This is a genomic window from Micromonospora echinaurantiaca (genome assembly GCF_900090235.1).
GTDB classification, from domain to species: domain Bacteria; phylum Actinomycetota; class Actinomycetes; order Mycobacteriales; family Micromonosporaceae; genus Micromonospora; species Micromonospora echinaurantiaca.
Window position 1 is genome coordinate 28,625 of record NZ_LT607750.1, and the last position, 26,385, is coordinate 55,009.

Annotated in this window: 22 protein-coding genes; 12 read left to right on the forward strand and 10 right to left on the reverse strand. The window is 74.5% G+C overall.

What is annotated here, in order from left to right; genetic code table 11:
* Positions 1-25 precede the first annotated feature (25 nt).
* Genes GA0070609_RS00175 through thiC form a run of 3 tightly spaced genes read left to right on the forward strand, consistent with a single transcriptional unit; the run spans position 26 to position 3,092 of the window.
* Positions 26-697 carry a thiamine phosphate synthase gene (locus GA0070609_RS00175; RefSeq protein WP_088997387.1) on the forward strand — a complete coding sequence of 224 codons (672 nt, stop codon included), beginning with the start codon at positions 26-28 and terminating at the stop codon, positions 695-697.
* A complete protein-coding gene (thiD, locus tag GA0070609_RS00180) occupies positions 694-1,482 on the forward strand; it encodes a bifunctional hydroxymethylpyrimidine kinase/phosphomethylpyrimidine kinase (RefSeq protein ID WP_088991904.1) in 789 nt (262 codons plus the stop codon). The genes GA0070609_RS00175 and thiD overlap by 4 nt, the downstream gene beginning before the upstream one ends.
* 17 nt (positions 1,483-1,499) lie before the next feature.
* Entirely contained in the window at positions 1,500-3,092 is a 1,593-nt protein-coding gene (gene thiC / locus GA0070609_RS00185) for a phosphomethylpyrimidine synthase ThiC (RefSeq protein ID WP_088991905.1), read from the forward strand.
* A 121-nt stretch (positions 3,093-3,213) separates the two neighbouring features.
* Here thiC and GA0070609_RS00190 read toward each other — a convergent pair whose 3' ends face one another.
* The 4 genes from GA0070609_RS00190 to GA0070609_RS00205 form a co-directional block, all read right to left on the reverse strand.
* Positions 3,214-6,126, reverse strand: a complete 2,913-nt coding sequence (locus GA0070609_RS00190) for a hypothetical protein (RefSeq protein WP_088997388.1) — start codon at positions 6,124-6,126, stop codon at positions 3,214-3,216.
* 77 nt (positions 6,127-6,203) lie between these two features.
* Positions 6,204-6,512 (reverse strand): cupin domain-containing protein, encoded by a 309-nt coding sequence (locus GA0070609_RS00195; protein WP_088991906.1) that lies wholly within the window; start codon positions 6,510-6,512, stop codon positions 6,204-6,206.
* Complete coding sequence (locus tag GA0070609_RS00200; protein ID WP_088991907.1) at positions 6,509-7,459, reverse strand: LLM class F420-dependent oxidoreductase; 951 nt, start codon at positions 7,457-7,459, stop codon at positions 6,509-6,511. Before GA0070609_RS00200 ends, GA0070609_RS00195 begins: the two co-directional genes overlap by 4 nt.
* Positions 7,460-7,541: 82 nt before the next feature.
* The gene (locus tag GA0070609_RS00205; RefSeq protein ID WP_088991908.1) at positions 7,542-8,327 is read right to left on the reverse strand and encodes an ABC transporter ATP-binding protein; all 786 of its coding nucleotides are present in this window, start codon (positions 8,325-8,327) and stop codon (positions 7,542-7,544) included.
* Positions 8,328-8,593: 266 nt separating this feature from the next.
* Here GA0070609_RS00205 and GA0070609_RS00210 point away from each other — a divergent pair, with 266 nt between their 5' ends.
* Both GA0070609_RS00210 and GA0070609_RS00215 read left to right on the forward strand, forming a co-directional pair.
* On the forward strand, positions 8,594-9,625 hold the full coding sequence (locus tag GA0070609_RS00210) for an ABC transporter substrate-binding protein (RefSeq protein WP_088991909.1): 1,032 nt from the start codon (positions 8,594-8,596) through the stop codon (positions 9,623-9,625).
* A 98-nt stretch (positions 9,626-9,723) separates the two neighbouring features.
* Positions 9,724-10,611 (forward strand): ABC transporter permease, encoded by an 888-nt coding sequence (locus tag GA0070609_RS00215; RefSeq protein ID WP_088991910.1) that lies wholly within the window; start codon positions 9,724-9,726, stop codon positions 10,609-10,611.
* A gap of 217 nt (positions 10,612-10,828) precedes the next feature.
* Here the strand turns inward: GA0070609_RS00215 and GA0070609_RS00220 are convergent, their stop codons facing one another.
* Positions 10,829-12,010, reverse strand: coding sequence for an ABC transporter substrate-binding protein (locus GA0070609_RS00220; RefSeq protein ID WP_088991911.1), 1,182 nt, complete (start codon positions 12,008-12,010; stop codon positions 10,829-10,831).
* Positions 12,011-12,461: 451 nt separating this feature from the next.
* Here GA0070609_RS00220 and GA0070609_RS00225 point away from each other — a divergent pair, with 451 nt between their 5' ends.
* From GA0070609_RS00225 to GA0070609_RS00240, 4 genes are all read left to right on the forward strand, one after another.
* Positions 12,462-15,686 carry a nitrate- and nitrite sensing domain-containing protein gene (locus GA0070609_RS00225; RefSeq protein ID WP_088991912.1) on the forward strand — a complete coding sequence of 1,075 codons (3,225 nt, stop codon included), beginning with the start codon at positions 12,462-12,464 and terminating at the stop codon, positions 15,684-15,686.
* Complete coding sequence (locus GA0070609_RS00230; RefSeq protein WP_030329975.1) at positions 15,683-16,090, forward strand: roadblock/LC7 domain-containing protein; 408 nt, start codon at positions 15,683-15,685, stop codon at positions 16,088-16,090. The genes GA0070609_RS00225 and GA0070609_RS00230 overlap by 4 nt, the downstream gene beginning before the upstream one ends.
* Positions 16,091-16,176: 86 nt before the next feature.
* Positions 16,177-16,542, forward strand: a complete 366-nt coding sequence (locus GA0070609_RS00235; protein ID WP_088991913.1) for a DUF742 domain-containing protein — start codon at positions 16,177-16,179, stop codon at positions 16,540-16,542.
* Positions 16,523-17,146 (forward strand): GTP-binding protein, encoded by a 624-nt coding sequence (locus GA0070609_RS00240; protein ID WP_088991914.1) that lies wholly within the window; start codon positions 16,523-16,525, stop codon positions 17,144-17,146. Before GA0070609_RS00235 ends, GA0070609_RS00240 begins: the two co-directional genes overlap by 20 nt.
* A 12-nt stretch (positions 17,147-17,158) precedes the next feature.
* Here the strand turns inward: GA0070609_RS00240 and GA0070609_RS00245 are convergent, their stop codons facing one another.
* The 5 genes from GA0070609_RS00245 to GA0070609_RS00265 all read right to left on the reverse strand — a co-directional run bounded on the left by GA0070609_RS00245 (position 17,159) and on the right by GA0070609_RS00265 (position 24,888).
* Positions 17,159-18,247, reverse strand: a complete 1,089-nt coding sequence (locus GA0070609_RS00245) for a uroporphyrinogen-III synthase (RefSeq protein ID WP_088991915.1) — start codon at positions 18,245-18,247, stop codon at positions 17,159-17,161.
* Positions 18,247-18,621, reverse strand: coding sequence for a nitrite reductase small subunit NirD (gene nirD, locus GA0070609_RS00250; RefSeq protein ID WP_231928820.1), 375 nt, complete (start codon positions 18,619-18,621; stop codon positions 18,247-18,249). Before nirD ends, GA0070609_RS00245 begins: the two co-directional genes overlap by 1 nt.
* 43 nt (positions 18,622-18,664) lie before the next feature.
* On the reverse strand, positions 18,665-21,184 hold the full coding sequence (nirB, locus tag GA0070609_RS00255; RefSeq protein WP_088997389.1) for a nitrite reductase large subunit NirB: 2,520 nt from the start codon (positions 21,182-21,184) through the stop codon (positions 18,665-18,667).
* A gap of 46 nt (positions 21,185-21,230) precedes the next feature.
* Entirely contained in the window at positions 21,231-22,667 is a 1,437-nt protein-coding gene (locus GA0070609_RS00260) for an FAD-dependent oxidoreductase (RefSeq protein WP_088991916.1), read from the reverse strand.
* A 76-nt stretch (positions 22,668-22,743) separates the two neighbouring features.
* The gene (locus GA0070609_RS00265; protein WP_088991917.1) at positions 22,744-24,888 is read right to left on the reverse strand and encodes a molybdopterin oxidoreductase family protein; all 2,145 of its coding nucleotides are present in this window, start codon (positions 24,886-24,888) and stop codon (positions 22,744-22,746) included.
* 146 nt (positions 24,889-25,034) lie between these two features.
* On the opposite strand from GA0070609_RS00265, the gene GA0070609_RS00270 reads away from it, so the two are divergent.
* The 3 genes from GA0070609_RS00270 to GA0070609_RS00280 are packed head-to-tail and all read left to right on the forward strand — an operon-like array spanning position 25,035 to position 26,322.
* Positions 25,035-25,739: a methyltransferase domain-containing protein gene (locus GA0070609_RS00270; protein ID WP_088991918.1), complete on the forward strand. Its 705-nt coding sequence runs from the start codon at positions 25,035-25,037 to the stop codon at positions 25,737-25,739.
* A 42-nt stretch (positions 25,740-25,781) separates the two neighbouring features.
* Positions 25,782-26,039, forward strand: a complete 258-nt coding sequence (locus GA0070609_RS00275; protein ID WP_088991919.1) for a DUF6364 family protein — start codon at positions 25,782-25,784, stop codon at positions 26,037-26,039.
* Positions 26,029-26,322 carry a type II toxin-antitoxin system PemK/MazF family toxin gene (locus GA0070609_RS00280; RefSeq protein WP_088991920.1) on the forward strand — a complete coding sequence of 98 codons (294 nt, stop codon included), beginning with the start codon at positions 26,029-26,031 and terminating at the stop codon, positions 26,320-26,322. Before GA0070609_RS00275 ends, GA0070609_RS00280 begins: the two co-directional genes overlap by 11 nt.
* Positions 26,323-26,385 lie beyond the last annotated feature (63 nt).

Sequence of the window (26,385 nt, forward strand, 5' to 3'; positions counted from 1 at the left end):
CCTGGCGGGGCCGTCTCCCACCAGGATCTCCCGGCGGCCCGCCGGGGTCGTGGTGCTGACTGATCGGTGGCAGGCGCGGGGGACGCTGGTCGACGTGGTCGCGGGGGCGGTGGCCGGGGGAGTGCGTTGGGTGGTGCTGCGGGAGAAGGACCTGCCCCGCGCCGAGCGCGCCGCCCTCGCCACCGACCTGCGGGCCGTCCTCGACGAGGCCGGCGGCACCCTGGTCGTCGCCGGCCCCGACCCGCTCGACGGCGACGCCGTGCACCTGCCGTCCGCCGGCCCGTACCCGCCACCCCGGCTGGGCCTGGTCGGCCGCTCCTGCCACCACCGGGCCGAGCTGGCCAGACTCAGCACAGAGGACTACGCGACCCTCTCGCCGGTCTTCCCCACCAGCAGCAAACCCGGCTACGGCCCGCCCCTGCACCCGGCCGGACTGGCCGAGCTGATCACCGCCAGCCCGGTACCCGTCCTGGCCCTCGGCGGCATCGCCACCCCGGACCACGTCCACGCCTGCATCCGGGCCGGCGCGGCAGGAGTCGCCGTGCTCGGCGCCGTCATGCGCGCCGACGACCCCACCGAAGCCGCCGCCACCCTGACCCGAGCTTTCGAAGAGGCGATCAGCCGGGTGCCGCCAACCAGGCACGTCCCGATGGTCGCCCCCCAGCCCTCATGCGCAACCCCGGAAGAGGAACGATGACCCCCACGGCCGTCCTCACGATCGCCGGCTCCGACTCCGGCGCCGGCGCCGGCATCCAGGCAGACCTCAAGGTCTTCGCCGCCCTCGGCGCGTACGGGACCAGCGTGCTCACCGCGGTCACCGCGCAGAACACCCGGGGCGTCGACGCCGTCCTGCCGCTGCCGCCGCGCACGGTCACCGACCAGTTGGAGAGCGTGCTGGTCGACTTCGACGTACGGGCGGTCAAGACCGGGATGCTCGGCAGCCCGGCGGTCGCCGACGCGGTCGCGGAAGCGGCCCGGGACGGCCGGCTGCCGCACCTGGTCGTCGACCCGGTGCTGGTCGCCACCAGTGGACACGCGCTCGGTGTGGTCGCCGCCGTCGAGCGGCTGCTGCCGTACGCCGAGGTGGCGACGCCGAACTGCGCGGAGGCCGCGGCCATCACCGGACGCCCGGTGACCACGGTCGAGGAGATGGTGGCCGCCGCCGAGGCGCTCGCCGCGGGCGGGCCGGCGCACGTGGTGGTGACCGGCGGCGACGTGGACACCGACGGCGAGGCGGTCGACGTGCTGCACGGCGGCGGGGTGACCACCCTGCTGCGGGCGCCGCGGGTGGCCACCCGGCACAACCACGGCACCGGGTGCTCGTTCTCGGCGGCCATCGCGGTCCGGCTGGCGCTCGGCGACCCCGTGCCGGCGGCGGTGCGGGCGGCGAAGGAGTACGTGACCCGCGGGCTGGCCGGCGCGCGGGACTGGACGTTGGGCGCGGGACGCGGACCGCTGGACCACTTCGGCTGGTCCGCTTGATCACCAGGGAGGCTGTCATGCAGGCACGTCGCAAGGTGTACGTCGAGGGATCCCGGCCGGATGTGCGGGTGCCGTTCGCGGAGGTGGACCTGACCGGGGACAACCCGCCGGTGCGGCTCTACGACACCTCGGGGCCGGGCGCGGACCCGGAGGTGGGGCTGCCGCCGTTGCGCGGCCCGTGGATCGCCGAGCGCGGGGACGTCGCCCCGGTGCGGGGTGCCGGCACCCCGCTGGCCGGGGTGGGCGGGAAGCGGCCGACGCAGCTCGCGTACGCCCGGGCCGGGATCGTCACGCCGGAGATGGAGTTCGTGGCGATCCGGGAGGGGATGACGCCGGACTTCGTCCGGGACGAGATCGCCGCCGGGCGGGCGGTGCTGCCGCTCAACGTCAACCACCCGGAGTGCGAGCCGGCCATCATCGGCAAGGCGTTCCTGGTGAAGGTGAACGCGAACATCGGCACCTCGGCGGTCACCTCGTCGGTAGCCGAGGAGGTGGAGAAGCTGACCTGGGCGACCCGGTGGGGCGCGGACACGGTGATGGACCTGTCGACCGGCAAGCGGATCCACGAGACCCGCGAGGCGATCGTGCGGAACTCGCCGGTGCCGATCGGCACCGTGCCGATCTACCAGGCGCTGGAGAAGGTCGGCGGCGACCCGGTGAAGCTGAGCTGGGAGGTGTTCCGGGACACCGTCGTCGAGCAGGCCGAGCAGGGCGTGGACTACATGACCGTGCACGCCGGGGTGCTGCTGCCGTACGTGCCGATGGCGGTGGACCGGGTGACCGGGATCGTCTCCCGGGGCGGCTCGATCATGGCGGCCTGGTGCCTGGCGCACCACGAGGAGAACTTCCTCTACACCAACTTCCGGGAGCTGTGCGAGATCCTGGCCCGCTACGACGTGACGTTCTCGCTGGGTGACGGGCTCCGCCCCGGGTCCATCGCGGACGCCAACGACGAGGCGCAGTTCGCCGAGCTGAGGACGCTCGGCGAGCTGACCCGGATCGCCTGGGAGTACGACGTGCAGGTGATGATCGAGGGGCCCGGGCACGTGCCGATGCACAAGATCAAGGAGAACGTGGATCTCCAGCAGGAGTGGTGCCACGAGGCGCCGTTCTACACGCTCGGTCCGCTGACCACCGACATCGCGCCCGCGTACGACCACATCACCTCCGCGATCGGCGCGGCGATGATCGGCATGTTCGGCACCGCCATGCTCTGCTACGTGACGCCGAAGGAGCACCTCGGGCTGCCGGACCGGGACGACGTGAAGGCGGGCGTGATCGCGTACAAGATCGCGGCGCACGCGGCCGACCTGGCCAAGGGCCACCCCGGGGCACAGGCCTGGGACGACGCGCTGTCCAAGGCGCGGTTCGAGTTCCGCTGGGAGGACCAGTTCAACCTCTCGCTGGACCCGGAGACCGCACGGTCGTACCACGACGCGACGCTGCCGGCGGAGCCGGCGAAGACCGCGCACTTCTGCTCGATGTGTGGCCCGAAGTTCTGCTCCATGAAGATCACCCAGGAGCTGAAGGAGTACGCGGCCCGCGGCATGAAGGACAAGTCGGCGGAGTTCGTCTCCTCGGGCGGCCGGGTCTACCTGCCGCTGGCCTGATCCCGCGCCGGGCGGGGGCCGGCCGTGGTGGCGCGGGCGGCTCGGAGACCGACGGTGGGTGTGACCGGTCCTGTGGGTGCAGTTGTTGTCGTTCCAGCGACAACAACTGCACCCGGAGACGTCAGTCGCGGTGGTGGCGGCCGGTGGAGCGCAGCGAGCGGCGGCCGCTCTCCTGCTCGGGCTCGTTGTCCGCCAGCGGTCGGCCCAGCCCGGCCACCCAGTCGACGTACTCCTCGTCCTGCTCCGCCAGCGGCTCCGCCTCGGCCTCGCCGGAGCCGCCCTCGTCGGTGGTCCGGGCGCGATTGCGCCGGAACAGCCCGAGCCGGCCGCGGAGCCGCCCGCCGTTCTGCTCGGTCGCGCCGGCCGCCGCGCCATCGGGCGTCCCGTCTTCGCCGTCGGCCGGTCCCTCCGACGCGGCCTCCACGGGCGCCGTCGGGCCGGCGCGCCGGGCGGTGGCAAGGGCCTCCCAGCTCGCGGCCCGCTCCAGGTCGGGCAGGGGAGCGCGGTGCCGGGGCCGGTGTCCGCTGGTTTCCTCGGGTACGGCCGGTCCGGTCGCCTCGTCCCGCGCGGCGGGGGTGGGCCGGGCCGGCGCCGACCACGCCGGTGCGACCGGCCAGGTGGACCGTGGCGCGGCCGGTCGGTCGGCCGTCGGCGTGACGGGAGCCGGCACCGGCTTGAGGACCGGTCGGGCCGGCTCCCGCGTCCCCTCGCGCCGCTTGCCGGCGGCCGGTGCGTCACCGGCGGCCGGGGGCGTGGACGCGGCGGCGGGGTCCGCGGTGCCGGTCGCGGGCTCGGTGGCGCTCGCCCACGCGGCGGTCGGTGCCGGCTCGATGCCGGTGACCCGGGTCCGGCCCGCGTCACTGCCGGACGTGGCGGGGTCGGCCGTGCCCGCGGCCTCGGCAGCCGGCACCGATCCGGCCGACGCGGCGCCGGTCGAAGCGCGGCCGGGTGCAGATCCGGCCGACGTGCTGCCGGGTGTCGATCCGGTCGTCGTGCCGCTGGACGACGGGTCGGTCGAAGCGCTGTCACGTGCCGACGTCGGGGCGGACGGGTCGCCGGTCGTCGCCGGGTCGGCGGTCGGGTCGGTCGGGTCGGCGCGCTTGGTGGTGGCCTTCGACTTGCGGGTCCGGCGGGGCCGGGGGGCGGGCTCGGCGGGCGTCGCGGCGCCGGCGTCTCCGTCGGTCGACTCGGCGGCCGGCGGCTCCTCGGCTTTGGTCGCGCGGCGGGACGACCGGCCGGTGGCCGACGCCGCCGTGGAGCGGGACGACCGTCCCTTCCTCGATCGCCCGGTGCCGCCCGGCTGCTCGGCCGCGTCGTCGGTCGGGACCGGCTCCGGCGGGGCGCCCGCCCCAGCGCTCCGCACCGCTGCGGTGCCGCTCGCGGCGTCTCCCGATGCCGTCGTCGCCGCGTCGCGCGCGGCCGCGGCGTCGGGACCTGTCGAGGTGCTCGACAGGCCGCCCGGTGCCGCGTCCCGGGCGGGCGCGGCGTCGGCCCCTGTCGAGGTGCTCGACAGGTTGCCCGGTGCCGCGTCGGCGGCGGGTGGGGCGCTGGCTGCGGTGCCGCGCGAAGCGCCGCCCGGGGTCGTCGTGGCCGGGTCCGCAGGGCGCGCCGGGTCGGCAGCGTGCACTGGGTCGGCAGCGCGCGTCGGGTGCGACCGCACCGCTCCTCGGTTCGGACCGGCCGGTGCCCCTGGCGCCGCGCCGGGGTCTGCCGGCTCGACGGGCGGCGCGGGGAACGCGTTCGGCGCCGTGGCGGCGGTCGGTTCGACGGCTGGTCGCTCGTGCGTACCGGCCCTCGCCGGCTTGACCGGGTGCGCGGGCCGTGGAGCGGGGGCCGGAGCGCCGGCACCCGCCCGGTCCGCCGTCAGGCCGGCGGTGGTGTCTGGACCGTCGCCGGGAGAGCGGGGCGGGAAGCCGGTCGCGCCGGCCGCCGGCCAGTCCCAGTGCGCCGGAGTGGCCCGGCCCGCGGCTGCGGCGGCGGACACGGTGCCCACCGTGCCCGGGCCGGCAGAGGCGGCCAGGTCGGCACCGGCCACCTCGGCGTCGCCCGGTTCGGCGGCCCGGTCGGTCGGGTCGGTCCGGTCGGCTCCGGACTCGGCCGGCCGCGCGCCGGGCAGGGGCGGCCCGGCCGGCAGCGGCCGCAGGATGTCGGTCGGCTCGATGGCCTGGGGCGCGGCAACCGACCCGCCGGACGGCCGGCGCGCCAGCGCGGCGGCGGCCGAGCCGAGCGCGCCGGCGGCGACCGCGAGCAGGGCGCCGTAGTAGGGCGCGAGCTGGTAGCGGTCGACGGCGTCACCGGGTCCGGCCGTCAGGTAGGCGAACGCCACCAGCACCGGTCCGGCCACTCCGGTCGCCCCGGCCACCAGCGGCGGGTGCCCGCGCCAGCGGGCCAGCGCCCCGCTCACCGCGCCGGCGAGCAGGGCCGTGGTCGGCAGCACCAGCATCGCCAGGCGCTGCGCAGCGTCGGCGTCGAGCCAGGCCGGCTCGAAGACCCCGAGCCGGACCAGCGGCAGCGCCCCGGTGGCCGAGAACGACGGTACGGCCGACAGCAGCGCGAGCAGCCAGAGCGCCCCGGCGACCGCCGCCATGTTCCAGCCGACCGGCGGCTTGAGCAGGACGGCCAGCGCGGCGCCCGCACCCACCACCGCGCCGAGGACGGCGCAGATGCCGACCGCCCAGACCGGGTCGACGGAGATGAGCTCGGCGGCCCGGGCGGGCTGCATGCACAGCGGCGCGACGACGGTGGCGCCGAGCGCGGCGGCGGCCGCGACGGCCAGCTGCCGTCCGGTGCCGGTGAGCGCCGCGTCCCGTCGGGCGACGCGTTCGGTGAGGACGGCACCGACCACGGCGGCGTTCGCCGCGCACCAGCCCACCCAGACGAGCTGGGCCGGCCACTGGTTGACGGTGACGCCAGTGAAGGTGCCGGTGAGCCGCAGGAGGCCGAAGCCGTACGCGAGCCCGAGCTGGCCGGCGCCGGCCAGCAGGCTCACCCCGAGCGCCGTGAGCAGCAGCCTGCTCCAGGTCCGAAAGGCCATGTCCGGCACGTTACGGTCCGGTGCGCCCGATCGCCACCGGCGCGCCGTGCGGCGTGCCGGCCCTGCTCGCGGCGGGTCTACTTGAGTTCGACGAGGCGGGCCAGGTAGGTGGTGTCCCCGACGTTGGTGAGCATGTGGACGGCGCCCGGGTCCCGGTAGACCACGCCGCCGGTCGGCTCGTCGGCGTCGATCCGGGTGCCGTCGATCGTCTGCACCACGTTCTTCGCGCCCTGGATCGCCACCACCAGGTACGGGTGGTCGTGCCGGTGCAGCGGCTGCCGCTCGCCGGGTTCGAGGCGGATGTGCCACACCCGTACCCGGTCGTTCTCGTACACGATTTCCTGGCCCACGGGCCCGAGCTCGTGTTCCTCGATCACCTCGGTCATCGGTCTCCGTCCAGGTGGGGGAGCACCTCGGCGGCGATGAGCTCGAGGTGGTCCAGGTCGGCGAAGTCGATCAGTCGCAGGTGCACCCGGGTCGCGCCGGCGGCGGCGAACTCGCCGATCCGGTCGACCAGCTGCGCCGGCGAGCCCACCACCGGGTCCTCCGGTGGCAGGGCGCTCTTGACGTGCAGCGGGACGGCCCGCCGCTGGGCCTCGGCGTCGGTTCGGCCGATCGCCACCACGATCCCGGCGGAGAGCACCAGCGGCGCCCGCCCGGACGCCGCCCGTCCGGTCCGGTCGCAGGCCTCCCGCACCCGCTCGTACGCCTCGGCGGTCTCGGCCACCGACTTGAACGGCATGTTGAACTCGTCCGCGTACCGGGAGGCCAGCTCCGGGGTGCGCTTCGGACCGCGCCCACCGATGATCACCGGCGGCCCGGGGGCCTGCACCGGCTTCGGCAGCGCGGGCGCGTCCACCAGCCGGTAGTGGGCGCCGGTGAAGCTGTACGTCTCGCCGGGCGGGGTCCGCCACAGCCCGGAGATTACCTCGAGCTGTTCGGCGAGCCGGTCGAACCGTTCGCTCACACTGGGGAACGGGATGCCGTACGAGGTGTGTTCCCGCTCGTACCAGCCGGCGCCGATGCCCAGCTCGACCCGGCCGCCGCTCATCTGGTCGACCTGGGCCACCATCACCGCCAGCGGGCCGGGGAGCCGGAAGGTGGCCGAGGTGACCAGGGTTCCGAGCCGGATCCGGGTGGTCTCCCGGGCCAGCGCGGCCAGGGTCAGCCAGGCGTCCGTGGGGCCGGGGAGGCCGGGGTCGTCGCCCATCGACTGGTAGTGGTCGGCCCGGAGGAAGCCCTCGAAGCCGCCCGCCTCGGCCAGCCGGGCGAACCGGAGCTGGTCGTCGTAGCTGGCGCCGCGGTGCGGCTCGGTGAAGACGCAGACCCGCATGCTCATGACGGCACTCGGCAGCGCTGCGTGCCGTCCTGAGGCTCGGCGGCGCTGAGCTGGCTGATTCGCTCGCTGCCCTCGCTCATCGCCGCTCCGCGGCGGCGGGCGCCGGCACGTCGCGCTCCATCAGCAGCTCGTGCAGGTCGGCGCTGACCTGGGCCACGTCGGCCAGGTGCGCGTTGCGGCCCAGGGTGCGCGGCCGCGGAATATTCACCTCCAGGATCCGGCGGATCCGGCCGGGGCGGGGGCTGAGCACCACGACCCGGTCGGCCAGCAGGACCGCCTCGTCGATCGAGTGGGTGACGAAGACGACGGTGGGGCTGCTCTCCATGTGGATCCGCTGGAGCTCGCCGGCGAGTTCCTCGCGGGTGAGCGCGTCGAGCGCGGAGAACGGCTCGTCCATCAGCATCACCCGCGGTTCGCCGATCAGCGACCGGCACAGCGAGACCCGCTGCTGCATGCCGCCGGAGAGCTCGTGGGGCAGGCGCTTCTCGAAACCGGCCAGGCCGGCCAGGTCGAGCAGTTGCCGGGCCCGTTCCCGGTGCTTGGCCCGCTTCCAGCCGAAGATCTCCACCGGCAGCAGGACGTTGTCCAGCACCGTGCGCCAGGGCAGCAGGGCGGGGCGCTGGAAGAGCATCGCGATGTCGCGGCGCGGGCGGGTGATCGGCGTACCGGCCACGGTGATCTCGCCGCTGGTCACCGGGAGCAGGCCGGCGATCAGCCGGAGCAGCGTGGACTTGCCGCAGCCGGAGCGGCCGAGCACGGCCACGAACTCGCCCTCCGCGACGTGCAGGTCGATGCCGCGCAGCGCCTCGACCCGCCCGCTACGGCCGTCGAAGGTGCGGGACACACCGGACAGTCGGATCATCCCCGGCGGCCTTCCCTGAGTGGGCGATCAGTAACGCGGCAAAGGGTATCCGGCTCGTGCCCATGACGCACCGTCCGGGGTGGACGTCACTTTGTTTCCGTTCCGCAACCCGGTACGCCTGGCACCACAAAGGTGTGGTTCTCGTACGCTGTGCCCGCGAAGAGTCCCCTCACGACGGTGGTGTCGGCTTCACCCCCTCCGCCGACGCCGCCAGACAACCCCTCCGGTGGCCAGCGGGCCCCGGTCGGAAAGGACATGGTGCACTGATGAGAAGGCTGACCCGTACGGTCGCCACGGCCGCCCTGGCCACCGCGCTGGCCCTGGTATCGGCGTGCAGCGGTGGTTCCGACTCCGGCGACGACGCCAAGGCCCCCGACGGCGCGGCGCTGGAGAAGGTGACCTACCTCACCTCGTTCGGCAACTTCGGCCGCGACTCCTACGCCTGGGTGGCGAAGGAGAAGGGCTTCTTCAAGGACGCCGGCTTCGACGTGGAGATCAAGCCCGGCCAGGGCACCGGTGCCGTCATCCAGACGATCGTCGGCGGCCAGGCACAGTTCGGCCCGATCGACCTGACCGGTGGCCTGCTCCAGCTCGGCAACGGCCAGGCGAAGGACTTCGTCGCGGTGGCCGCGATCCAGCAGCGCACCATGGCGGCGATCGCCACCGTCGAGGGCAAGAACATCGCGTCGCCGAAGGACCTGGAGGGCAAGAAGCTCGCCGACACCCCCGGCTCCGTGGTCCGCAACCTCTTCCCGACGTACGCCCGGATGGCCGGCGTGGACGCCAGCAAGGTGACCTGGGTCAACGGTGAGGCGCAGACTCTGATGGGCACCCTGGCCAGCGGCCAGGTGGACGGCATCGGCCAGTTCGTCGTCGGGCAGCCGACGATCGAGACGGTGACCAAGAAGAAGGCCGTCCTGCTGCCGTACAGCAACGTGATGCAGGACCTCTACGGCAACGTGCTGATCACCTCGGCGAAGATCGCCAAGGAGAAGCCGGAGATGGTCAAGCGGTTCACCGCCGCCCTGCTCAAGGGCCTGGAGTACAGCCTGGCCAACCCGAAGGAGGCGGCCGAGCTGTTGAAGAAGAACGTGGACGCCACCAACATCGACGCGGCCGCCGCCGAGCTGCAGCTGATGGCCGGTTACGTCCGCTCCAGCAACTCGGGCACCGCGATCGGCACCCTGGACAGCGGCCGGGTCGCCAAGAGCATCGCGATCCTGCAGGGCGCCGGGTCGCTCAAGCAGAACATCACCCCCGACCAGATCATCGACTTCAACCTCGCGCCGAAGGCCTGATCGACGTCGAGCGTGCCACGGGGGTGCGACCCACCGGGATGCCCCGGAGGGCGCACCCCCGTCGCGTGCCGGCCGCGGCCGGCAGGAGAGGAGGACCCGTGACGGAGACGACCGGTACCCGATCCGGCCCCACCGGGGCGGGCCGGGCGACCGGCCCTGACGCACCCCCGGGGGCGACGCCCACCACGGCGCCGGCGGTCCCGGCCGCCCGCCGGTCGGAGGTACGCCCGGGAGCGGTGGGCCTGCCGCTGCTCGGCCTGGTGATCGCGCTGACCGCCTGGTGGCTGGTCACGTCGGTGCTGGAACTGGTGCACCCGGCGTCCCTGCCGCCACCGCAGGCGGTGTGGCGCTCGCTGAGCTCGACCGTCGACGTGCTGCTGCCGGCACTGGGCTGGACCACCCTGATGACGCTGGTCGGCTTCCTGCTCTCGGCGGTCGCCGGGGTGCTGATCGGGATGGCGCTGGCCGCCTCCCGCCGGGTCGAGCGGATGTTCGCGCCGCTGCTGGTGGCGGTCAACGCGGTGCCGAAGATCGCCCTCGGCCCGCTGCTGGTGGTCTCGGTCGGCTGGGGCGAGAAGCCCATCCTGACCATGGTCTTCCTGCTCTGCTTCTTCCCGATCGTGCTCTCCACGGCGACCGGTCTCACCACCACCCCGGCGGACCTGGCCGAACTGGCCCGGTCGCTGAACGCCTCGTGGTGGCAGGCGTTCCGCAAGGTGCGTTTCCCGGCCGCGCTGCCGCAGATCTTCGTCGGGCTCAAGGTGGCGATGCCGCTGGCCGCGATCGGCGCGGTGATCGGCGAGTTCTACTCGGACCTGCCGGGCCTCGGCTACCAGATCCTGCAGTACAACGGCATCGGCGACACCGCGACCGCCTGGGCGGCCATCGTGCTGATCGCGGCCATGAGCATCCTGCTCTACAGCGCTCTCTCCCTGGTCGAGCGCCTGGCCCTCCCCTGGCTCCGCGAAACCACCAGCAGCCGCTAACGGACTCCGTCAACGGATACGTCGACCGATGAATGTGTAGATCTGCCCAAGGTGTGGCCCGCCGTGCCCGGCGGAGGGATCAAGCCTGACCGCCCGGAGCCGGGTACGGCGGGCCACACCGCCCCACCGTGCCCGGCGGAGGGATCAAGCCTGACCGCCCGGAGCCGGGCACGGTAGGCCACACCCCCACCGCGCCCACGACGAACCAGGCGCAAGATCAGCCCGCCAAGCGCCAACGCCCGTTCCGCGCCACCAGCGTGGTGAGCGCCTGCGGCATCAGCCCGGAGTGGTTGTCCGGCGTCATCCGGATCGGCCCGGACAGACCGTCCATCTGGGACGTTTCCAGCACGTCCCGGAGGCCGTCCCGGTTCACCTGCCCGGCCGGCCCGCCGGCGCGCAGTTCGGCGTCCGTGATGAGCTGCACCGCGTCCGCGGCGAACGACGAGGAGCCGTGGTAGCCGCCGAAGCGGGCGGTGTAGTCCTGGAACCACTGCCGGCGGGCGGCCTTCGCCGGGGTGGTGGCGATGACGTCGTCGATCACCATGGTCTGCGTGAAGATCAGCGTGGCCCGTTCGGTGGCCCGCGCCGCGGTGCCGAGGAAGAGGTCGCCGGCGGCCGAGGCGTCGAAGAAGAGCGATCCCTTGAACCCGGCCTGCTGGGCCGAGGTCGCGGCGAGCGTCGCCTGCTCCGGCGGGGTCCACACGACCAGCGCGTCCGGGTCGCGCGCGGTGAGGACGCCGACCTGCTGGGCGACCTCGGTGGCGGTGTTCGGCACCGCCACCTCGCGCTGTGACTTGACGTTCGCCTTGTCGAACTCGCGGAGCAGCGCGGCGAGCCCCTCGCGGCCGTAGTCGTCGTCGCTGTGCAGCACGCCGACCTTGCGGACGCCGGCACGGCGCAGTTCGGCGGTGAGGGCGGCGGCGCTGTCGGCCGCGTTCGGGGCCAGCTTGAACATGTACCGGCGCTGGGCCACCGGCTCGGCCACCGCGCCGGACGCGGCGAGGGCGATGGTGGGGATGCGCTTCTCGTCGATGGTCCGCGCGGCGCCGACGGCGCATTCGTTGCAGCCGCCCATGATGATCGCGCTGACCCGGGCGTCCTCGCTGAATTCGCTGATGTTGCGCAGCGACTCGCTGGCGTCGGACCGGTTGTCCTTCACCTTCAGTTCGATCTTCCGGCCGTTCAGCACACCGGAGGAGTTCAGCTGGTCGACCTTGAGTTCGAGGGCCCGCTGGTACGCCTTGCCGACCGGCGCGGCCGCGCCGGAGAGTTCCAGGTCGGCGGCGATGACGATGGGACTCGTGTCCTGCTCCTCCGCGCCGAACTGGCAGCCGGTGAGTGTGGTGGCCAGCACGGCCGATGCGAGCGCGGCGGCGGTCGCGGAGCGGATGGGGCTCAACTCAGTCCTCCAGGTGCGGCGCGGGCGCTACTGCCCGGTCACCGCCGGGTAATCCGTCCTCAATGGAGTGACGGTATGGTCTCTGCCGTACGGTGTGCGCGAAGCCTGCAAAACCATGCCAACGCCGCGCGCTGCGGTCAAGCGGCAGCGGCCGGAGGCATTTCGAGACACGGATCCCACATGTTGGGGTCACGAGATGTTTGCAAACGCTCACGCTACCGACAGGTATGACCACTCTGAAGTCACATGCCCTGTTCACGGGCTTGGGGAAATGTAGGTATCTGTTGACCGGATCACGGGTTGCGCGTCGTCCGACCGTTTCCTGCCCGCCTGCGGCTTCCCAAAAAACTTCTCGTCTGATGAAATCGCGGCCGTGCCGCGCGTGGCGCTGGCCGCTGCACCAGGCACGGGTCGGTGGGTCAGGCGTGGGAGAAACGACGGAGGCGATGTCGTGAGCACCGGACCGACGACCCTGCCAGAAAGTGGCGACCAGCGCTCGCGTACCCGCCGGCGAATGCCCCGCCTGCGCGACGTCCGGATCCGGTCCAAGCTCGCGCTGATCCTCGTCGTGCCGGTCGCGGCGGTGATCGCGCTCGCCGCCGTCCGGCTGGTCTCCGTCGGTCAAGGGGCGTTCGACGCCACCCGGGCCCGGGCCCTCACCGCGCTCTCGATCGACGTCTCCGCGCTCACCCAGGCCGTGCACGCCGAGCGGATGGCGGCGTCCGCCTTCCTGGCCAGCCCGCAGCAGCAGGCCGACGCGTTCAACCTGCGGGTGCGCCAGACGCAGCAGCGGGTCGACGAGTACCGCGCGGAGCGGGACCGGGTCGGTACGCCGCCGGCGGCGGTCCGGGACCGGCTCGCGGCCATCGACAGCCACCTGGAGACGCTGGACAGCACCCGGCAGGAGGTGCTGGACCGGCAGCAGATGGCGGTCGCCGAGGCGGCGCTGCGCTACGGGGTGGTCCTCGCCGACCTGGTCGCCTACGGCGACGGGCTGGCCCAGCTGCCCGGTGACGAGCAGTTGGCGGACAGCCGGCGGGCGGTCGCGGCCTTCGCCCGCGCCAAGGCGGCGGTCGCCGAGCAGGAGTCCGTCGCGTTCACCGCGCTCAGCGGCGGCGAACTCGACGAGGAGCAGTTCTCCTCGTTCGTGGCCACCCAGACCAGCCAGCAGGAGGCGCTGATCGCCTTCTTCCTGGCCGCCGACCCGACGCAGCGCGCCCTGGTCGACAACACCGTCTCCGGTGACGCGGTCGTGCTGGCCGACCGGCTGGCCGCCGACATCACCCGCTCGGTCGGGCAGCGCTCCCTGGTCAGCGCCCAGGACGCCACCACCGCCATCGGCGCGGTCAACGACCTGATGCGGTGGGCCGAGATCCAGTTGCAGGACCGGCTGCTCGCCCAGGCCGAGGACGCCCGCTCGGCGGTGATCCGGCAGGCCGTCATCGAGTCGGTGCTGGTGCTGCTCACCCTGCTGATCGCGATCACGCTCGCGGTGGTGCTGGCCCGCTCGCTCAACCACTCGCTGCGCCGGTTGCGCGAGGGGGCCCTCTCGGTGGCCAACCACGACCTGCCGGACGCGGTGCAGCGGCTGCAGAACATGGGCAGCGTCTCCGAGGGCGGCGTCGACGAGATCGTCCGCGAGGTACGGGACCCGATCAAGCTGGACAGCCGGGACGAGGTGGGCCAGGTCGCGTTGGCCTTCAACGTGGTCCACCGGGAGGCGGTCCGGATCGCGGCCGAACAGGCCGCGCTGCGGACCAGCGTCTCGGCGATGTTCCTGAACCTGGCCCGCCGTAGTCAGACCCTGGTCGACCGGATGATCGGCGAGCTGGACGCGATCGAGCGCGGCGAGGAGGACCCGAAGCGGCTGGCCCAGCTCTTCGAGCTGGACCACCTGGCCACCCGGATGCGCCGCAACGACGAGAACCTGCTGGTGCTGGCCGGCGCCGACTCCGCCGTGCCGCGCCGCGACGACGCCCTGCTGGTGGACGTGCTGCGAGCCGCGCAGTCCGAGGTGGAGCTCTACAACCGGATCGAGTTCGGCACGGTGGACACCGACGTCTCGGTCGCCGCGCACGCGGTCAACGACGTGGTCCGGCTGGTCGCCGAGCTGCTCGACAACGCCACCCGGTTCTCGCCGCCGAACACCGTGGTGGTGGCGGACGGCCGGCGGATCCGCGACTACGTGCTGATCCAGGTGGAGGACCGCGGCCTCGGCCTCTCCGACGAGCAGCTCGACTCGCTCAACCGGCGGCTGGCCGCCCCGCCGAGCGTCGACGTCGCCGCCTTCCGGCTGATGGGCCTGGCCGTGGTGAGCCGGCTCGCGGCCCGCTACGGCATCCGGGTCGACCTGCGCCGCAACGTCGAGGGTGGCACCGTCGCCCAGGTGACGCTGCCCGCCGCCACGGTGGTGCTGCCGAGCCTGCGCGACCGCGGGCAGGCCATCACCCGGCCGCGCCAACCGCTCGCGGTCGAGCAGAGCCCGCGCGCCGCGGCCGGGTTCGGTGAGCCGCTGGCCGGGCGTACGGCCGCGGCCACCCTGCCCGACCAGTGGCGGACCGAGCCGGCGGCGCCGGCGCCGTGGCCGGCCCGGGAGCAGGTACGGGACACCACCTCGCCGGTGCAGGCCGGCGGCCTGCCGGCCGCCCACCCGACGCTCACCCCGCCGCCGGCGGCCCATCCGGGCTTCAGCGCCGACCAGGCCGGCATGCCGGCCGACGGACGCTCCACCCTGGACCGGCTGCCCCGGCGTACCCCCGGCGCGGCGGCCGACGGCGGGCCGCTCCTGCCGGCCGGCCCGGTCGCCGGCAGCGCCACCGCCGCCAGCACGCCCGGGACGAGCCCGTTCGGGGCGGCCGGCGGCGTCCCGAACGCAACCACCACGCCGGCGACGAACCCGTTCGGCGCGACCGGTCGCGTCCCGAGCACCGCCCCCACGCCGGCGACGAACGCCTTCGGGATGACCGGCGCGCCGAGCGGCGGCTCCGGCCGCGGGCTGGGGGCCGACCTGGCCGCCACCGCACCCCTGGCGCAGCCGGCCGCGCCGATCACCCCGCGCCCCGAGCAGCCGGCCGAGGCGCCGATCTTCCGGGAGATGGAAGCGGTCTGGTTCCGCTCGCACGGCGACGACGTCACGACCATCTTCGCCCGGCCCAACTTCGACCAGGACCCGTCCGCCTCCGCGGCGGCCGGGACGCAGCAACCGGCGGCGGCGTCGCCCGCGCGGCCACCGCTGCCCACCCGGTCCCCCGGTGCGTCGGCCACGCCGCCGCCCACTCAGCCTCCGCCGCCGTCGTACACTCCACCGGCCGCGGACACGTCGGCCACGGCGGCGCCGGCCACGGCGGCGCCGGCCACGGCGGGACCGGACCCGGCGGCGTCGGCCGCCGCGTCGGACCCGGACGCCTGGCGGACGGCCGCCGACGAGGGCTGGTCCCGGGCGAGCCGGGCCGCCGAGCCCACCACCGGCGGAACCACCCGGTCCGGGCTGCCCAAGCGGGTCCCGCAGGCGCAGCTGGTGCCGGGTGGCATCGAACCGCGCGGTGGCCGGGCACGGACCCGGCGCACCCCGGACGACGTACGCGGCCTGTTGTCGGCCTACCACCGCGGCGTACAGCGCGGCCGGTCGGCCGGGACGGACCAGAACAGCACCTCGAACAAGGAGACGAGCCGATGAACAGGCCAGCTGCGATGCAGGACATGGGTTGGCTGCTCACCAACTTCGCCGACAGCGTGGCGGGTATCGCCCACGTGGTGGCGGTGTCCGCCGACGGGCTGCTGCTCGCCTCCTCCCGGGACCTGCCGGCGGACCGGGCGGACCAGCTGGCCGCGATCACCTCCGGTGTGGTCAGCCTGACCGAGGGCGCGGCGCGGATGTTTAGCGCCGGTGGCGTGCTGCAGACGGTCATCGAGATGGACAGCGGCTACCTGTTCCTGATGTCCATCAGCGACGGGTCGTCGATGGCCGTGCTCGCCGCCCGCAGCTGCGACGTCGGCCAGGTGGGCTACGAGATGGCACTGCTGGTCGAGCGGGTCGGCGCCGCGCTGGTGCCGCTGCCCCGGGACGCGGTGCGGTCGTAGGGCGGCGACGCGCCGGCCCGCGCGTCGACCAGGGACAGGTGATCCGGTGCCGTCGGGCTCCGGTCGGGGAGAGGAGGTGACCGCGGATGGACCATCGCCGTGCGGACCCGCGTGGCGAACTCGTGCGCCCGTACGCGGTCACCCGCGGTCGCACCGAACCCCGGCAGCTCATCGCCCTGGAGGCGGTGCTCTCCGCCAGCCCCACGGCGGTGGCCGAGTCCCGGTTCGCCGGCCACGACAAGCACCGCATCGCCACGGTCTGCGAGGGCCGGGCGCAGTCGCTGGCGGAGATCGCCGCGTACACCCGGATGCCGTTGGGGGTCGCCCGGGTGCTGGTCGCCGACATGGTGGCCGAGGGCCTGCTGACGCTACACACCGCCGCTCCGGCCGAGGGCTACGAGGAGCGGATGAACCTGCTTGGAAGGGTGCTAAGTGGACTTCGCGAACTATGACCCCGCCGGGGCGAGCCGCAGCCGGGAGATCATCTCCGCGAAGATCGTGGTCGCGGGCGGCTTCGGCGTGGGCAAGACGACCCTGGTCGGCGCGATCTCCGAGATCACTCCGCTGACCACCGAGGCGGTGATGACCGCGGCCGGCGTCGGCATCGACGACCCGTCGAAGGTGCCCGGCAAGGAGACCACCACGGTCGCCATGGACTTCGGCCGGATCACCATGGCCCAGGACCTGATCCTCTACCTCTTCGGCACGCCGGGCCAGACCCGCTTCTGGTTCATGTGGGACGAGATCATCCGGGGTGCGGTGGGCGCCGCCGTGCTGGTGGACACCCGCCGGATCACCGACGCCTTCGCGCCGCTGGACTACTTCGAGAACCGCAAGCTGCCGTACGTGGTGGCGCTCAACCGGTTCGACGGCGCTCCCGAGTACGAGCTGGGCGAAATCCGCGAGGCGCTGGCGATTCCGGCGGACGTGCCGCTGGTGATGTGCGACGCCCGGCGGCGCGAGTCGGTGAAGCAGGTGCTGGTCACCGTCGTCGAGCACGCCATGCTGCGGCTGCAGGCCGAGCACGGCCGGGGCTTCCCGACCCCGGTCGGCTGACCCGGCGGGAGGTCAGTCGACGCGGAGCCGGTAGCCGCGCTTGACGACGGTCTGCACGACGCGGGGAGCGCGCAGGCCGGCACGGAGCCGGGCGACCGCCATCTCCACGGCGTGCTCGTCCGCGCCGCGGGGCAGCGTCCGCAGCAGCGCGGTACGGGACAGCACCCGGCCGGGGGAGTGGGCCAGCGCCCGCAGCACCGCCATCGGCGCGGGCGCCAGCGGGCGCAGCTCGCCGTCGACCACGGCGGCGTGCCCGCGCAGCGTGAGCAGGTGACCGGCCACCTTCAGGCTGACCGTCCGGCGCGGCAACTCGTCGACGATGGTCCGCACCAGTGCGCCCAGCCGGGCCCGGTTGGGCGCGCTCACCGGCACCCCGCGACGCAGCAGCGGCTCCGCGGTCACCGACCCGACGCAACTGGCCAGCACGTCGCCGCGGAACGCCGCCAGCACCGCGTCGGTGCGGTCGCCGGCGGCGCGCAGCAGCGCCTCCACCGCCGGGGCCGAGGTGAAGGTGACCGCGTCGACCAGCCGCGCGGCGACCAGGTCGATCAGTCGGTGCAGCGGGGCGGGGTCGGTCGGCGGCGCCCACCGGTAGACCGGCACCTCGATCACCGTCGCCCCGGCCGCCTCCAGCGCCAGGGTGCACTCCGGCTGCCGCTCGCCGTGCAGCTGCATGGCGATCACCTGCCCGGCCACGCCGCGCCGGCGCAGGTGGTCGACCACCTCGTCGCAGCTCTCCGAGGCCGGTGACCACTGGTCGTGCAGGCCGGCGGCGCGGATCGCCCCGCGCGCCTTCGGCCCCCGGGCTACCACGTACGCCTCGGCGAGCACCGACCGCAGCGGCTCGGCCAGCCCCCAGCCCTCGGCCGCCTCCAGCCAGCCGCGCATCCCGATGCCGGTGTTCGCCATCACGATGTCCGGCGGCCGGTCCAGGCAGGCCCGGGTGGCCTCGCGCAGTTCGGTGTCGTCGGCTAGCGGCACGATCCGCAGGGCGGGGGCGAGCACCACCCGGGCGCCCCGCCGTTGCAGCAGCGCGGCGAGTTCGTCCCGCCGCCGGTCGGCGGTCACCCCGATGGTGAAGCCGGCCAGTTCGTCGCGCATCACCCCTCCTGTCGCAGCCGCACCTCGACCACTCCGGCGCGGCAGCGCACGTCGTGCCGGGCCACGGACACCCCCGGCAGGTCGAGGCAGGCCCCCGTACGCAGGTCGTACGCCTGCTTGTGCAGCGGCGAGGCGACGGTGGGCACCCCGCCCCGGCTGCCCACGATCCCCCGCGACAGCACGTACGCCCCGCCGACCGGATCGAGGTTGTCGAGGGCGAACAGTTCGCCGGCGGTGCGGAAGAGCGCCACCTGTACGCCGTCGACCAGGGCCGCGACGCCCCGGTCGGGCTCCAGCCGGTCGAGCGGGCAGACCGGGGTCCAGGCGCGGGTCGCGGCGGTCGGCAGCGGGGCGGTGCTGGTCATCGTGGTCATCGTGGTCATCGCGGTACCTCCGGAGGTCCGGGCGTGGTGGGGGTCATCGCCGCACCCGCGGCATCCCGAGCGTGACCGGCTGCCGACCCTCGGCGGCCGGCGCGCCCCCCGCCGGGACCGGCTGGCCCCGTTCGAGCGCGAAGGTGATCGACGGGTCGGGCACCTCGGGGGCGTTCACGAAGGAGGTGAACCGGCGCAGCCGGTCCGGGTCGTCGAGCACGTCGCGCCACTCGTCCGAGTAGGACTCGACGTGCCGGGCCATCGCCGCGTCCAGTTCGGCGCAGAGGCCGAGTGAGTCGTCCACGATCACCGACCGCAGGTGGTCCAGGCCGCCGTCCATCGCCTCGATCCAGGCGGCGGTGCGTTGCAGCCGGTCGGCGGTGCGGATGTAGTACATCAGGAACCGGTCGATCAGCGTGGTCAGCGCCTCGGTGGACAGGTCGGTGGCGAACAGGTCGGCGTGCCGGGGCCGGAAGCCCCCGTTGCCGCCGACGTAGAGGTTCCAGCCGGTCTCGGTGGCGATGATGCCGAAGTCCTTGCTGCGGGCCTCGGCGCACTCCCGGGCGCAGCCGGAGACCGCTGACTTGATCTTGTGTGGGGCGCGCAGTCCGCGGTAGCGCAGCTCCAGCGCGATGGCCAGCCCGACCGAGTCCTGCACCCCGTACCGGCACCAGGTGGAGCCGACGCAGGACTTCACCGTGCGCAGCGCCTTGCCGTACGCGTGGCCGGACTCGAAGCCGGCGTCCACCAACCGCCGCCAGATCCGCGGCAGCTGCTCGACCCGGGCGCCGAACAGGTCGATCCGCTGCCCGCCGGTGATCTTCGTGTAGAGCTGGAAGTCCCGGGCCACCTCGCCGATCACGATGAGCTTCTCCGGGGTGATCTCGCCGCCGGGGATCCGCGGCACCACCGAGTAGCTGCCGTCGCGCTGCAGGTTGGCCAGGAAGTGGTCGTTGGTGTCCTGCAACGACGCCTGCTCGCCGTCGAGCACGTGCCCGCTGCCGAGCGAGGCGAGGATCGAGGCGACCACCGGCTTGCAGATGTCGCAGCCGCGACCCCGGCCGTGCTCGGCGACCAACCGGGAGAAGGTGCGGATGCCCCGCACCCGGACGATGTCGAACAGCTCCTGCCGGCTGGCGTCGAAGTGCTCGCAGAGCGCCGTCGACTGCCGGACCCCGGCCGCGTCCAGCAGTTGCTTGAGCATCGGCACGCAGGAGCCGCAGCTGGTGCCGGCCCGGGTGCACGCCTTCAGCGCCGGCACGTCCGCGCAGCCGCCGGCGATCGCGCCGTCGATGTCGGCGCGGGTCACCGCGTTGCACGAGCAGACCTGGGCGGTGGCGGGCAGCGTGCCGGCCCCCGCGCCCGCCGAACCCTCGGGGGCGAGCAGCGCCAGCGGGGGAGCGGGCAGCGGCCCGCCGACGCTGGCCCGCAGCGTCGGGTAGGCGCTCGCGTCGCCGACCAGCACCCCGCCGAGCAGCGTCTGCGCGTCGTCGGAGAGGACCAGCTTGGCGTAGACCCGGGTGGCCGGGTCGGTGAACGTGACGTCCAGGCAGCCGGGGGTGGCGCCGTGTGCGTCGCCGAACGAGGCCACGTCCACGCCGAGCAGCTTCAGCTTGGTGGCGGTGTCCGCGCCGGGGAAGGTGGCCGCGCCACCGACCAGCCGGTCGGCCACCACCTCGGCCATCGCGTAGCCGGGGGCGACCAGGCCGTGGCAGGTGCCGTCGACGGCGGCGCACTCGCCGACCGCCCAGATTCGCTCGTCGGCCGTCCGGCAGGTGCCGTCGACCAGCACTCCGCCGCGCGGGCCGAGCGGCAGGCCGGCCGCCCGGGCCAGCTCGTCGCGGGGGCGGATGCCGGCCGCCACCACCACCAGGTCGGCGTCGACCGTGCCGCCGTCGGCCAGCTCCAGGCCGGCGGCGGTGCCGTCCGGGCCGGACCGGATCGCGGTGGTGGCGGTACCGAGGTGGGTGGCCACGCCCAGCTCGTCGACGTAGCGGCGGAGCATCGCCCCGCCGGCCGTGTCGACCTGCACCGGCATCAGCCGGGGCGCGAACTCGACCACGCTGGTGGCCAGGCCGAGCAGGCGCAGCGCGTTCGCCGCCTCCAGCCCGAGCAGGCCACCGCCGATCACCGCGCCGGTGTGCCGGCCGCGGGCGTGCTCCCGGATCGCCGCCAGGTCGTCCAGGGTGCGGTAGACGAAGACCCCGGGCAGGGTCGCGCCGTCGACCGGCGGCACGAAGGCGGACGAGCCGGTGGCCAGCACCAGCGCGTCGTACGGGTACTCGCCGGATGCCGTGGTCACCACCCGCCGGTCCCGGTCGATCGCGGTGGCCGGCTCGCCGAGCCGCAGCTCGACCCCGGGATGCGGGGTGTGCAGGTCCAGTTCGTCGGCGCTCACCCCGTCGAAGAACGCCGAGAGCCGCACCCGGTCGTACGCCGGGCGGCGCTCCTCGGCGAGCACCGTCACCCGCCACCGGCCCTGCGGGTCCCGGGCCCGCAGCGCGTCGACGAAGCGCTGCCCGACCATGCCGTTGCCGACGACCACCAGCCTGCCGGCGCTCACCACGGGCCCGCCGTGCCCGGCTCGCTGGTCCGCCCGCTCGGCTCGCTCATCGCGCCACCTCCACTGAATCCACTTCGGAGAGCCAGTCGACGATGCCGGCGACCGCGTCCCGGCAGCCGCCGCAGCCGGTGCCGGCCCGGGTGGCCGCCACCACCGCGTCGACCGTCCGGGCGCCGGAGCGCCAGCAGCCCACCAGCGCGCCCTTGCTGACGTTGTTGCACTGGCACACGGTCGCCGCGTCCGGCATCAGGGCTGGCGACGCGGCCGGCGACGCGGGTGCGCCGAGGGCCCGGCCGAGCAGCAGGGACCGGCGGTCGGCCGGCACCGGCTGACCCCGGTCGAAGAGCTGGATCACGGTGCCGACCGCCGGGTTGTCGCCGAGCAGGATCGCGCCGGTCAGCCGCTCGTCGCGGATCCGCAGCCGGGCGTACGTGCCGCGGACCGGGTCGGCGAAGGTCAGTTCCTCGCCGGCCTCGCCGCCCTCCGGCTCGCCCATCGCGGCCAGGTCGATGCCGGCGGCCTTGAGCCGGGTCACCACCGGCCGGGGCCGGTAGCGGGCCAGCGGGTCCTCCCCGGTGAGCACCTGCGCCACCACCCGGGCCTGCGCCCAGGCCGGCGCGACCAGCCCGGTCAGGGTGCCGTCGTGCTGGGCGCAGTCGCCGATCGCGGAGATCCGCCGGTCGCTGGTACGCAGCCGGTCGTCCACCAGCACGCCCCGCTCCACGGCCAGCCCGGCCGCCGCGGCGAGCGCCGTGTCGGGGCGTACGCCGCAGGAGAGCACCAGCAGGTCGGCGGTGAGCGTCCGGCCGTCGGCCAGCGTCAGGGTGACCCCGTCGGCGTCCGCCGCCAGCCCGGTGGCCGCCACCGCGAGGTGGGTGGTCACGCCGAGGCCGGCGAGCGTGTCGGCGAGCACCGCCGCACCGGCCGGGTCGAGCTGCCGCTCCATCAGGTACGGCACCGGGTGCACCACGCCGACGTCGAGCCCCCGGGCGGCGAGCCCGCGGGCCGCCTCCAGGCCGAGCAGCCCGCCGCCGAGCACCAGGGCGCTCCGCGCACCGCGGGCCACGGCGAGGATCCGCCGGCAGTCGTCCAGGGTGCGGAACGCCGCGACCCGCGGGGGCAGCCGGTCGCCGTCCAGCCCGGGCAGCGGCGGCACGATGGCCCGGCTGCCGGTGGCCAGCACCAGGTGGTCGTAGCCGATCCGGTCGCCGTCGGCGGTGCGTACGGCGCGTGCGTCCCGGTCGATGGCGGTCACCGCCACCCCGGTCCGCAGGTCGACGCCCTGACCGGCGACCTCGGCCAGCTCCACGTCCGGCTCGCCGACCTTCCCGGCGAGCAGGGTGGACAGCATGATCCGGTTGTACGCCCGGTGCGGCTCCGCGCCGAGCACGGTGACCTTGCGGTCCCCGCCCCGGGCGTGCAGCTCGCTGGCGAGCCGTGCGCCGGCCATCCCGTTGCCGACGATCAAGATGTGCTCGCTCATGCCGGCACTCCGCTGCGCTGCGTGCCGTCATGAGACACCCGCGCGCTGAGCCCGATGATTCGCTCGCTGCGCTCGCTCATGGCTCCACCACCCTTTCCACCCGGACGGCGCAGATCTTGAATTCCGGCATCCCGGAGACCGGGTCCACCGCGTCGTTGGTGACCGAGTTGGCCCGCCCGGCGCCGCCCCAGTGGAACGGGGCGAAGACGGTGTCCGGGCGGATGCCCGGGCTGAGCCGGGCCGGCGCCCGCAGCTCGCCCCGGCGGGAGACCACCCGGACCGGCTCGCCGTCGGCCACCCCGAGCCGGTCGGCCAGGTCGGGGTGCAGCTCGACGAAGGCGCTCGGGGCGGCCCGGCGCAGCGCCGCCACCCGCCGGGTCTGGGTGCCGGACTGGTACTGGGCGAGCACCCGGCCGGTGGTGAAGTGCAGCGGGTACTCGGGGCAGACCTCCTCGGCCGCCGGCCGGTGCTCGACCGGGTGGAACCGCGCCCGCCCGTCCGGGGTGGCGAAGCGGTCGGCGAAGAAGCGGGGGGTGTCCGGGCCGTCCTCGTCCGGGCAGGGCCACCAGACCCCGTCGGCGGCGTCGATCCGCTCCCAGCTCACCCCGGCGTAGTCGGCGGGGCCGCCGGCCGAGGCCCGGCGAAGCTCGGCGAAGACGGTCCGCGGGTCGGTCGGGAAGCGGTCCGTCGCCTCGTTCCCGCCGTCGTCGCCGGGGGCGGCGAGCCGGGCCGCGAGCTCGGCCAGCACGGCCAGGTCGGTGCGGACGCCCGGAGGCGGTTCGCGCAGCGCCCGGCGACGCAGCACCCGACCCTCCAGGTTGGTCATGGTGCCGTCCTCCTCGGCCCACTGGGCAGTGGGCAGCACCACGTCGGCGAGGGCGGCCGTCTCGGAGAGCAGGAAGTCGGCGACCACCAGCAGGTCGAGGTCGCGCAGCCGGCTCTCGACCTGGGCGGCGCGGGGCGCGGAGACCACCGGGTTGGAGCCGAAGACCAGCAGCGCCCTCGGTCCGGCCGGGGTGCCCAGCGAGTCCAGCAGTTGGTACGCCGGCACGCCCGGCCCGGGCAGCTCGTCGGGCGGCACCCCCCAGACCCCGGCGACGTGCTCCCGGGCGGCCGGGTCGTCGATCCGCCGGTAGCCGGGGAGCTGGTCGGCCTTCTGCCCATGTTCCCGGCCGCCCTGCCCGTTGCCCTGCCCGGTGAGGCAGCCGTAGCCGGAGCCGGGGCGGCCGGGCAGGCCGAGGGCGAGCGCCAGGTTCACGAAGCCGGTGACCGTGTCCACGCCCTTGGCGTGCTGTTCGGCGCCGCGCGCGGTGAGGATGATCGCCCGCTCGGCGGTGCCGAGCGCCCGGGCGGTCGCCTCCAGGTCGGCCACCGGCACCCCGGAGAGCGCCTCGGCGCGGGCCGGCCACCAGCCCGCCACGCTGCGCCGCACCGCCGGGAAGCCGGTGGTGCGGGTGTCGACGTACGCCCGGTCGACCCAGCCTTCGGTGAGCGCGATGTGCAGCAGCGCGTTGGCCACCGCCAGGTCGGTGCCGGGCAGCGGTTGCAGGTGCAGGTCGGCCAGCCGGGCGGTGGCGGTGACCCGGGGGTCGACCACGATCAGCCGGCCGCCGCGTTCGCGCTGCTCGGTCAGCCAGCGCACCAGCGGGGGCATGGTCTCCGCCGGGTTCGCGCCGACCAGCAGCAGCGTGTCGGCCCGCCCGAGGTCGGCCAGCGGGAACGGCAGACCCCGGTCGACGCCGAAGGCGCGCAGCCCGGCCGCCGCCGCGGAGGACATGCAGAACCGGCCGTTGTAGTCGATGTGCCGGGTACGCAGCGCCACCCGGGCGAACTTGCCCAGCGCGTACGCCTTCTCGTTGGTGAGCCCGCCGCCGCCGAAGACGGCGACCGCGTCCGGACCGTGTCCATGCTGGACGGCGCGGATGCCGGTGACGATCCGGTCCAGCGCGGCGGCCCAGCTGGCCGGGCGCAACTCGCCGGTGGTCGGGTCGCGCAGCAGCGGGGTGGTCAGCCGCTGCGGGTGGTCGAGCAGCTCGGCGGCGGTCCAGCCCTTCTGGCAGAGGCCGCCGCGGTTGGTGGGGAACTGCCGGGGCAGCACGGTCACCCGGCCGGTCTCCTCGCGCAGCGTCATTCCGCACTGGAGGGCGCAGTACGGGCAGTGCGTGGCCACCTCCCGGGGCGCGGACCCCGGCCGAGTCGCCGACCGTGCACCGTCTGTCATGTCGGCAAAGCGTGCCGGGGGGCGGTTTCCGGCCCGGGTCCCGTTTGTTTCGGTCCTGTCAAGAGCGGCTCACACCGCACGGGAGCGACGGGTCGGACCGCAGCGTCTATAATGTGAGACAAGAATCTTATATTTTGGGAGGACCGATGAGTGTCGCGGAGGCCTTCGACGCGGTGGCGGGCAGCTACGACGAGGCCCGCCGGCGGTTGGTGCCCTGCTTCGACGACTTCTACGGCACCGCCGCCGAGGTGGCCGCGCCGCCGCTGCGGGCGGCCCTGGCGGCGGGGCGTACGCCCGAGGTGCTCGACCTGGGCGCCGGCACCGGGCTGCTCTCGCTGCTGCTCACCGCCGCCGTGCCGGGCGTCCGGGTGACCCTGGTCGACGCCGCACCGGCGATGCTCGCCGTCGCCGCCGACCAGTTGCGCGCCCGGGGCGTGCCGCACCGGACGGTGCGCGCCGACCTGACCGACCCGCTGCCCGACGGGCGGTACGACGCGGTGGTCAGCGCGCTGGCCATCCACCACCTCGACGACGCCGGCAAGCGCGACCTCTACGCCCGGGCGGCCCGGGTGCTGGCTCCCGGTGGCGTGCTCGTGAACGCCGAGCAGGTCGCCGGCCCGACGCCGGAACTGGACCGGCGCTACCACGAGGTCTGGCTGGCGCGGGTCGCCGAGCTCGGCTCCGACCGGGCCGAGATCGACGCGGCGCTGGGCCGGATGGCGTACGACCGGCCGGCGCCGGTCGCCGACCAGTGCGGCTGGCTGGCCGAGGCGGGCCTGGTGGACGTGGACTGCTTCTTCAAGCAGTGGCGGTTTGCCGTGTTCGGCGGCCGGCGCGAATCGGTACGCTAACTGGGATGACTGTCGGTCATACCGGTGGGTAGTCTGTCCGGCATGACAGCCAAGGTGACCCTGTCGTTCTCCGACGAGACGATCGAGGAGGCCCGCCGGTTCGCCAAGCGCGAGGGCCTCTCGCTCTCCGCCTGGATGGACCAGGCGGCCCGGGAGAAGGCGCTGCGCGAGGTCTTCACCGCGCACGCCGCCGCCGTTGGCCGGGCCGGGCTGGATCTGGAGTCCGCCGCCCTGGCCGACGCGCGTGAGGTGGGCATGGTCGACGACGTGCTCTTCGGCGGGCCCCCGCGTGCTGCGTAGGGGCGAGGTATGGCGCATCTCCGGCGCCCGCGAGCGGTTCGGCCTGGTGATCAGCTCCGACGTCTACAACTCCACCGACGTGCCCATCGTGATCGTCGCCGAGGTGGTCGAGGAGTCGCTGCTGCGCGACTCGCCCCTGGCGGTGCCGATGGGCGGCTTCGTGGTGATGCCGGACCGGCTCTCCTCGCCGATGAAGAAGTGGTTCACCGAGTGCGTCGACGTCGCCGACACCGAGACCATGCAGCGGGTCGGCCGGGCGTTGCGGATCCTGCAACAGCTCTGACAGCTCACCGGCGGCCCGGGCCGGACGTGCGATCTCCGTTTCCGGCCCGACCCGCGACGGGCA